Origin of the sequence: uncultured Olegusella sp., from assembly GCF_947253395.1 — a bacterium.
Taxonomy (GTDB): Bacteria; Actinomycetota; Coriobacteriia; order Coriobacteriales; family Atopobiaceae; genus Olegusella.
The window spans coordinates 1-7,333 of record NZ_CAMXYY010000074.1 but is presented as its reverse complement, the minus strand read 5'-3'; the positions used below and the strand labels follow the sequence as shown (position 1 = coordinate 7,333).

Here is a 7,333-nt window from a genome sequence, read left to right as displayed (position 1 = left end):
AGCGTCAGATGTGTATAAGAGACAGGTCGAGAATTTCTTTACCTGACTGTGCATTCCCCAGCAGAGAAATAAACTCAGATTCACTAAGCAGCTCTGCCAAGGATTGCAACGCCAGCAAATGTGAGCTTGAATCAAGAGTGGCAAGCATAAAGAGATATTTCACAGGATCATTTGCCTCATTACCAAAGCAAACAGGAGTTTTCAGTCGAATAAACGACATAGAGGTGTGATTTACACCTATTTTATTTGTGGCATGAGGGAGGGCGATATGCTTAGTGATAACTACGTAAGGACCTGTTTCTTTTACATTGGAAATTACAGCCTCAATATACGCATCGGAAATTTCTCCAGAAGACACTAAAGGTAAGCCTGATGCTCGCACTGCCTCCTCCCAATCGGAGCACTCAACATCAAGCATCATGTGCCCTTCGATTAGCTCGCTTAGCATATAGCTTCCTTTCTGTACAATCTTCTGAGACTTTTCCAAAAAGCAACGTAATGCCGCATAGAGCCCTTCCTCATCACCAGGAGCTGAATGGCCTTGAATAATTTTCATTACTTCTTGTGCTGCATTACTTTCCTCACCGAGGGCAACGCGTACACCGCCTAAACCCAATTCCCCCAATCGAACGGAAACGCGATCGATATCGTCTTGTCTAAGCAAAGGACTAACTTCAATCCAAGGTATTGAAACCTGAAGAGGTACTGTTGAAACAATTAGATCCACTCCAGGTAGCAGTTCAGATCCATAAAGCTGGTGTCGAGGAAGAGTTGCAACGATGTTTGCATCAAAGTAACGAGTGATATTTGTAGCAAGTAATTGCGCTGTTCCTAAACCAGTTGCGCAAACTACAACGATATTTGGCTTAATGGGAGATAATTCAGCACTTCGCTTCATTGCCACCGCGAAATGCAGCAAAATATAGCTCAGTTCATCTTCCGATGTATCTATTAATTCTGCTAACTCGCTTTCCCTAACTACATCACGAATAATTGTAAAGAGCGAGTGATATTCAGAAATTAAATCTCTCTTTAGAGGATTCTCAAGCACAATGCCAGCGCGCTGACGATATATTGCCGCATTTATATGCTGAAGCAGACTATCAAACAGTCTTGAATCATGCGAAAGATTTAGACACGAGCTACGGCCAACTGCGGTAATAAGGCTAAGACAGGCAAATTCCACAGCAGCATTTGGCTTGGTGGCTTGAGCAAGCGCCTCGCTTGACCGTACTCCAATGTGAAGGCCAATAAAATCAACTTCAGAATTCGGAAGATGAATATCAAACTTTTCATTGATCTTTGAGACAATCCATACTGCCATTCGATGTGCAATGCTTTCTTCTGGCATCGCGTCATCTGTAACTGAAATAGTGCTAAAAGGATTGGCACGATAACGTTCAAGCGCAAGCGCGATATGGATAATAATTGCTTCAAAGGAAACATCATCTAGATAAAGGAGGCTTCGTTCCTCGGCTTCACGCACAATATCTTTAATTACAACCAAATCTTTTGTTTGAAACCATTGAGAATAGTCTCCCGTATCAAGAGATAACCCACTATCGAGTGCAGCATAGTCTCGGATAGCCTTCGAAAGACAGCGACGAAAATTAGCTTCGCTTGCCTGTGCAATAACCCCTTTTCCCCGATATGAAGAAATATTAATGTTAAAGTTCGCACAGTAGGCACGAACTTTTGCCATGTCCCGCATAACCGTATTTCTGCTGACAGAATATTTTTCAGAAAGTAATTTGATGGTCACATATTCCTCAGACCAGCAAAGATCACAAACGAGAAGAAGAACACGTCCCTGAGCAGAAACAGGCCGTGAGCCAAACTCACTATCTTTAAGCCCACTAAGGCGTAATAATTCCCATCGAGAGCCAGAATCACGAACTGACACAATGCCTTGTCGCACAGAAAGAGCGGTTGGATCTTCGCCAATAAGACGAAGCTCATCTTGAAGCCCCTCGATGTCATAGCGCACCGATCGCTCACTTACTGAGAAGTCCTTCGCAACATTTGCGATGTCAAACGAAGCATACTCTGCGAGCAGTCGAAGCTCATATCTCTGCCGTGGGTTCATACTCGCCTCCTAGTACTAATCTTTCAAAAATCAGTCATGACTACAAGAAACAAAGCTTTCAAAACGGTAATGAAGCTTTCGGTGCATTCAGAACTGAATAAATAGTTTTTCAGTATTAGGACATATGTAAAAAAGCTCGTACCTCCTGAAAAATGGGCTCCCGTTGCCTATCGACTGTGGACTGATGAGCAAAGCAATATGTATGAGAAACGTATTACAATCAATCAGGGTATGACCGACAGTGATGTTGATAAGTTTGAACGCTTAGAACGTCCAGGCCGTACAGCAGCTGACCCGCAGGAAGTAAATCTCGATACCGCTGATGACAGCTACGAGTCTCTTGCGGAATGGCGTGCAGAGAAGTATGACCAACTTATGACCGCTGAGAAGTAAGCTTTGTGCTTGGCGCCTCGATTTACAAGGCCTCTTAGCGCGGAAAGGATTGTATATGTCCCGCTCGAGCTATCTGTTCACATCTGAATCTGTCACCGAAGGACATCCTGACAAAATAGCAGATCAAATTTCTGATGCCGTCCTTGATGCACTCATCACCAAAGAGTCCAAGCTTGAGTCCCAAGGCTACATTTCCCCTACCGGTGTCCAGGCTCGTGTTGCCAACATTCGTTGTGCCGTCGAAACACTTCTCACGACGGGCACAGTGATTATCGCTGGTGAGGTTCGCACGGCTTCGTATGTAGATGTACAACAGATAGCTCGCGAGACAATTCGTCGCATAGGATACGACCATGCGGAGTATGGCTTTGATTGTGATACCTGTGGTGTCATGAACCTTATTCATGGGCAAAGCTCCGATATCGCACAAGGAGTAGACGGTAGTTTTGCTCGTTTGGAAGAAGACGAAATTTCCCGCATTGGTGCCGGAGATCAGGGCATGATGTTTGGCTATGCCACCGATGAGACGGACGTTCTCATGCCTATGCCTGCTCATCTGGCAAATCGTATGGCAGAGCAATTAGCCCGTGTGCGCAGAGATGGAATTCTTCCCTATCTAAGGCCCGATGGAAAAACGCAGGTCACTATACGCTATGAGGACGGTATCCCCAAAGAGGTAACGACGGTGGTGGTATCAGCCCAACACGCAGAGAATGTATCGCTCGAGCAGATTCGTAAAGATATTTATGATCACGTTATTGTGCCTGTATTAGAAAGCTCTGGTCTTAGCTGGGATAATCTCAAAACTTATATCAACCCAACGGGTCGTTTTGTTATAGGTGGCCCCACAGGCGACACAGGCCTCACAGGTCGCAAGGTTATTGTTGATAGCTATGGAGGCATGGGTCGGCATGGCGGCGGCGCGTTTTCTGGCAAAGATTGCACAAAAGTAGACCGTTCAGCAGCGTATGCAGCACGCTGGATAGCAAAAAATGTTGTTGCAGCGCATCTAGCACATAGGTGCGAAGTCGAACTCGCTTATGCCATTGGCATACCCAAACCTGTCTCGATTACGGTAAATACTTTTGGTACAGGAGCTGTGTCTGACCAGCAAATTGTTGCTGCAATCAAGACGGTATTTGACTTGCGGCCCGGAGCCATCATTCGAGATCTCAAGCTGCATCGCCCCGTTTATGAGAAGACCGCCGCCTATGGACATTTTGGACGAGAAGATCCCGACTTTACTTGGGAGCAAACAGATCGTGTTGACGCTCTACGCGATGCGCTACATACGACCAGCGCCTAGGCATACAAAAGTAGCGTCACGCATCAACGCTCGCTCTCATACTCTGTTCTAAGAATTGAATACCAAACCTCATCACAGATTCCTTGGTTGTTCACGCCCGCCTTTCGCCATGTGCCCTCATAACTCATTCCGCATTTTTTCATAACTCTTCCCGAGTTTGGATTGCGCGAATCATGACAGGCTCTGACACTAGTAGCGTGAACTATGTTGAACAAAAAGTCTATTACAGCGGTAAGGGCTTCAGAGGTAATACCCTGTCCCCACCATTTCCTACCTATGCAATAGCCAATATCAAATGATTCGGTTTTTTCATTTATTCTGACAACGCTGATGCTACCAATAGGTTCATGGATATCTTTCAGCTCGATCGCCCACTGATAATTTGCTGGATCGTTCAATTGACTTACCCAGTTGGCAATAACTGCCCTTGTCACCTCTACACTACTATGAGCAGGCCACGTCAGAAACTTTGTCACCTCAGAATCAGATGCCCAATTCCTGTACATAGGTTCAGCATCTTCTAAGCTGAACGGTCTCAGTATCAAGCGATCAGCTGTAATTATTTGTGTTCCTTCATGCTGCATCACAAACACCAACCTTCATCGATTGACATTTATTTTCTTCTCCAAACTAGCAGCTCATTATAGTTAGCGTATAAAAAAGTTCCCACAAGATTCTCTGTTTTCTGCATCACGCATGAGATGTATTCCCTCCGCGTCAATACATGGAAGCGTAGTATCCATATTTGTCATCATCCTAGAATTCAAACGTTACTCGCAGATCAACACCAGACGCCACATCTCATTTCAAATGGCTCAGCCCTGCTTGCCAAAAGCCACACATCGTTTCAGGCAGCACGGCTTTGTTTGTCAAACGCCACGTTCTGTTTCAGAAAAAATGTCAAAAGCCACGTTCTATTTCAAAGGACCTGACGTTTCCGCAGGTAGATTTTTTGGGCGTGAAATAGAGTGTGGCTTTTGGCTAAAAAGGTGAAGTAGAACGTGGCGTTTGGCAAGTGATATGAAACGGAGTGTGGCTTTTGGTACCTAACATGAAACGGAACGTAGCGTTTGACGTCTAGTGTGAAATAGAGTGTGGCTTCTGCCACCCAACTTACTCCAAGGTGTTGCAAGCTCAGGTTGCAACGTCAAGCTTTCTACCTGCAGGTTTTACGTATATATGCAGCTAGAAGGCTTACAGAATAATCCGTTGCAACCTGAGGTTGCAACGGATTTGGGTACAATCTACAAGCGAGAAGTAGGCGTCGTGGTACAAAACGAAAACTGTGCAATTTTAAAGCATCAGACGTCACTCGTACGCCATGCTCATACATGCTCAATACTGCTTGAAAAGGTCACTTAAAAAGAAAGTTGCTATATATCAGACGTGTGTGCTTATACTCAAATGTTGTCATCAAGAAAACAATAGAGGTGTCAGGCTGCACATATCCGCTTATCATAGGTAAAGTCTCACCGAACACGTAAACACCCGTGCAAAAGTTTGATTGACGATATATATGTTTTTTAAGCTCTGCACTGTCATACCATCGATTGGGAGCATCCTTTATGGCCTTGTACCTGCCTGAACATTACGATCCACATATGGGCATTCGCGAAACTGAAGATGCAATCAAATATATCCGCGATACTTTTCAACGCGAGATGGACCGTGAGATGCATCTTTCACGTATTTCGGCACCACTTTTTGTCGAGCAGAGCTCGGGTCTCAATGACAACCTTAATGGCACTGAGCGACCCGTTTCCTTTGATCTGCCGTGGAAAGCAGGTGAAACCATCGAAGTTGTGCACTCTCTCGCAAAATGGAAGCGCATGGCACTCGGTAAATATGGCTACCAGCCTCATGAAGGTATCTATACCAATATGAACGCTATTCGCCGCGATGAGGAGCTAGACAATCTCCATTCCTGCTATGTTGATCAGTGGGATTGGGAGCGTGTCATCACGCATGAAGAGCGCACCGCAGAGACCCTGCGTGCAACGGCATCTGAGGTTTTCCACATTATCAAACACATGCAACACGAGGTGTGGTACAAGTACCCCGAAGCGTTTTATCACTTGCCCAGCGAGATGCACTTTGTTGACAGCGAAGAGCTGCTACAGCGCTACCCCGACCTCTCTCCTCGTGAGCGCGAGGATATCATCTGCCGCCAGTATGGCTGCGTGTTTTTGATGCGTATCGGCGAGAAACTCTCCTCAGGAAAACCCCATGATGGCCGCGCACCCGACTACGATGATTGGCAGCTCAATGGCGACATTCTCTTTTGGTATGAGCCTTTAAAGCGTGCACTCGAGATTTCAAGCATGGGCATCCGTGTTGATGCGGCATCTCTACGCTCCCAATTGGAAAAAGCAGGCTGTCCTGAGAGAGCAGAACTTCCCTATCACCGCATGGTGCTTAATAATGAACTGCCCTACACCATCGGTGGTGGCATAGGACAGTCACGTTTGTGCATGTTGTTGCTGGGTCGCGTACATATAGGCGAAGTACAGGCGAGCATTTGGCCTGAAGATATGGTTGCTGCCTGCGAGGCTCACAACGTGCATTTGTTATAAGTGTGCACGGCTGTAGACCGTAGACAAAACGCCTTGCGTGGCTTTGTCTTGGTCTACAACCGTGATAACTCGCGCATAAAAGATTTACAGATGCCAGATATCTTCTTGGTATTGCGCAATGGTGCGGTCTGAGGAGAAATAACCTGCTTTAGCAATATTCACCAGGGTCTTTTGTGCCCACGCACGTTGATCTTGCGCATCTTTCAGTGCGCGATCTTTAACCTGACAATAGTCCTCAAAGTCAGGGAAGGTCATAAACCAGTCCTTGCTAATGAGCTCGCTACGCAGACGTTGCAAATTTTTCTCGTCGCCCTTTTCAAGCATCTCTGGGCCCACAAGGAAGTCAACAGCAGCCGCAATATCCTCATTGCTTTCGTAATAGGTCTGAGGATTATAGTCACCTGAGGCATAGTGAGCAATTACCTCGTCTGAGCTCTCACCAAAGCAATAGATGTTCTTTGCGCCTACAAGCTCAGCAATCTCAACATTAGCACCATCCATAGTACCCAAAGTAAGTGCACCATTGAGCATAAACTTCATATTGCCCGTGCCTGAGGCCTCCTTTGAAGCAAGGCTTATCTGCTCGGAAATATCAGCTGCGGGGATAAGTTTTTCGGCAGCAGTAACGTTGTAGTTTTCAATCATCACTACCTGTAGATACTTACTGGCAACAGGGTCGTTTGCTACCACCTCACCAAAACTCAAAATGGCATGAATGATGTCTTTTGCAGTCTCGTAAGCAGGTGCCGCTTTGGCGCCAAAAATCATTGTCACTTTGCGGTCAGGCAACTCACCCGCACAGATGCGTTGATACTGCCTGATACCCCACAGCAAATTAAGCTGCTGGCGCTTGTACTCGTGCAAACGCTTTGACTGCACATCAAAAATCGAGTCAGGATCAATTTCAGTTCCTTGGTGCGCACGCACCCAGGTAGCAAATCGCTGCTTATTTTCTTTTTTGATAGTGACGAGCTG

The 7,333-nt window shown here is 46.0% G+C and carries 6 protein-coding genes; 3 read left to right on the top strand and 3 right to left on the bottom strand.

Features of this window, described 5'->3' with window-relative positions; translation table 11 throughout:
- Window positions 1-4: 4 nt before the first annotated feature.
- Window positions 5-2,086 (bottom strand): BglG family transcription antiterminator, encoded by a 2,082-nt coding sequence (locus tag Q0X25_RS06320; RefSeq protein WP_298580134.1) that lies wholly within the window; start codon window positions 2,084-2,086, stop codon window positions 5-7.
- 198 nt (window positions 2,087-2,284) lie between these two features.
- Here Q0X25_RS06320 and Q0X25_RS06315 point away from each other — a divergent pair, with 198 nt between their 5' ends.
- Together Q0X25_RS06315 and metK are read left to right on the top strand one after the other, a co-directional pair.
- Window positions 2,285-2,479, top strand: coding sequence for a hypothetical protein (locus Q0X25_RS06315; protein ID WP_298580131.1), 195 nt, complete (start codon window positions 2,285-2,287; stop codon window positions 2,477-2,479).
- A 55-nt stretch (window positions 2,480-2,534) separates the two neighbouring features.
- Window positions 2,535-3,785, top strand: coding sequence for a methionine adenosyltransferase (gene metK / locus Q0X25_RS06310; protein ID WP_298580128.1), 1,251 nt, complete (start codon window positions 2,535-2,537; stop codon window positions 3,783-3,785).
- 23 nt (window positions 3,786-3,808) lie between these two features.
- Here metK and Q0X25_RS06305 read toward each other — a convergent pair whose 3' ends face one another.
- Window positions 3,809-4,369, bottom strand: a complete 561-nt coding sequence (locus Q0X25_RS06305) for a GNAT family N-acetyltransferase (RefSeq protein ID WP_298580136.1) — start codon at window positions 4,367-4,369, stop codon at window positions 3,809-3,811.
- 981 nt (window positions 4,370-5,350) lie between these two features.
- On the opposite strand from Q0X25_RS06305, the gene asnA reads away from it, so the two are divergent.
- The gene (gene asnA / locus Q0X25_RS06300) at window positions 5,351-6,358 is read left to right on the top strand and encodes an aspartate--ammonia ligase (RefSeq protein ID WP_298580126.1); all 1,008 of its coding nucleotides are present in this window, start codon (window positions 5,351-5,353) and stop codon (window positions 6,356-6,358) included.
- 84 nt (window positions 6,359-6,442) lie between these two features.
- Here the strand turns inward: asnA and Q0X25_RS06295 are convergent.
- On the bottom strand, window positions 6,443-7,333 hold an 891-nt coding region (locus Q0X25_RS06295), incomplete at its 5' end, for a glycogen/starch/alpha-glucan phosphorylase (RefSeq protein ID WP_298580123.1).